Raw genomic sequence first — 1,857 nt, forward strand, 5'->3', positions numbered from 1 at the left:
GTCCGTTGCATTCCCACGTAGCGGGAAAACAACAATGGTCCCTCGGCACATCTATGGGATGGATGAGCAATAACGACAGAAAACAAGTCAGAGATATGATGTCGACGCCGCTGATGACGGTGTCGAAGAATGCGACGATCACCGAGGCCGCGAAGGTGATGCGCGACAACGAAATCAGCGCGCTCGTGGTGACGACCTCCCCCCGAGCGATCATCAGCAGTTCCGACGTGCTCGAAGTCGCCGCTGACGGTCTGGATCCCACGCAAGTAACGGTCGCGGACGTGATGACGACGGACGTCGAGACGGTCACGCCCGACCTCTACATGGAAGAAGTCGCCGCGATGATGACCACGTACGGCATCAAGCACCTCCCCGTCGTCGATGACGAGTACGTGGGGATGGTCTCGTCCACCGACGTGACTACCCTTCTCTCCTGAACGTCGTCCACACCGAAACTCGATTTCGGGGTCGGTGGAAGACGAAATCGCTTTAGTTCGCCGCTGCCACCGAAAACTGTGACCCGCGTCCTGCTCGTCGGTTCGGAGGAAGTCGAATTGCGCGCCGAACTGTTCTCCAGGGAGACGGCGCGCGACGCGCTCGGGACCTACCAACTCCGCGAACCGTATCGCAACTGCCTCGAACTGGAGACCATCAGCGTCGGCTCGGCGACGTCGCTGTTGAACGACCTGAACTGGTACCTGGTTCGGTTCGTCGACGAGGCGCTCGTGCTCGACCCGAGCGTGAGCGACGAGGAGTGGCTCTCCCGAAAGCTCGCCGCTCGGGTGCGCGACCGCGAGGTCGAACCGGCCGAAACGGACCCGCTCCTGAAGGTGTACGGTGTCGTGGAGGAGGAGTTCGGCGCTGAACTCGTCGAACCGATGTACGTCGCCCGAACCGTCGATGGCGTCCCCGAATACGATCTGCGCGACGTGGACGACACCGTGGTCGTCCGCGTGACCGAAGAAGAGTTCCGCTCGTAGACGGATCTCGTCCGTTCGAACTTGGTTCCTGAGCTTCTATCCGGCACAACCCTTTTGCTCGTTCTCGGCGGACGGTGCTGTATGGTGGGGCCAATCAGCGAAGAACAGGTCGCGGCGTGGCTAGATGGGAACGTCGTCAACGACGTTCAGCACGTGACCGAGGAGGGGACGGAGTTCAACATTCAGCTTCGACTCGCACGACTGCCGCTACATCTCATCAAGGAGGACACGCTCGGCCCGGTTCGCTTGGTCAGCAACACCGCTTTCGATACCGAGAGAACGCGGGCGCTCGTCGAAAACGAGGAGGAGCGAAACGAGCTGCTGGGCCGAATCGGACCGATGCTGGCATCGACGCCCGGGTTTTACACGTTTCTCGACGCGGATGGGAGTTCGTGTGAATTCAAGGATGCACGCTCGATTCAGCTCGAACATCGCATCTACCCCGACGGAGCGAGCAGACAGGCGGTGATGGATGGCTTGATGAGCCTCGCAACTGCAATGCGGTACCTCCAAAACTCCGTCGCGGTACTGATCGAAGCCCGGGAGAGCGAATAGTCGGGAGAACGACTAGAGGTGGGGAGTGGGCGGGTACTGTGGGGGGACCGAGTTGGGTGCGTCAGCAAGACCATTGGGAGGCATGAGTCACTCGTGTCCGAACCCAGTTCGACACAGGAGATCCGACCTAAAAACGGCTGACCATCGTTCTCAGTTTGTGAAAACGGTCCAGAACCGCAGGATTACGTGTTTAATGCCGACGATAAGCAGGGAGAAAGGGATAGAAGTGGCGCGGGACGATACCTCAGTCGAACATCCCGGTCGAGAGATAGCGTTCGCCGCTGTCGGGGAAGATGGTGACGACGAGCGGGCAGTCGTCGTA

The 1,857-nt window shown here is 60.0% G+C and carries 3 protein-coding genes; all 3 read left to right on the forward strand.

The annotated features are described in order from the left end of the window. The first annotated feature begins 62 nt into the window (after nt 1-62). The 3 genes from WBV42_RS02870 (at nt 63) to WBV42_RS02880 (ending at nt 1,535) form a co-directional block, all read left to right on the forward strand. The gene (locus WBV42_RS02870; RefSeq protein ID WP_423984697.1) at nt 63-437 is read left to right on the forward strand and encodes a cyclic nucleotide-binding/CBS domain-containing protein; all 375 of its coding nucleotides are present in this window, start codon (nt 63-65) and stop codon (nt 435-437) included. Between the two features lie 78 nt (nt 438-515). Beyond that, nucleotides 516-980: a DUF5804 family protein gene (locus WBV42_RS02875; protein WP_423984698.1), complete on the forward strand. Its 465-nt coding sequence runs from the start codon at nt 516-518 to the stop codon at nt 978-980. An 81-nt stretch (nt 981-1,061) separates the two neighbouring features. Further along, a complete protein-coding gene (locus tag WBV42_RS02880; protein WP_423984699.1) occupies nt 1,062-1,535 on the forward strand; it encodes a hypothetical protein in 474 nt (157 codons plus the stop codon). The last annotated feature ends 322 nt before the right edge of the window (nt 1,536-1,857 follow it).

Origin of the sequence: Haladaptatus sp., from assembly GCF_049589095.1 — an archaeon.
Taxonomy (GTDB): domain Archaea; phylum Halobacteriota; class Halobacteria; order Halobacteriales; family Haladaptataceae; genus Haladaptatus.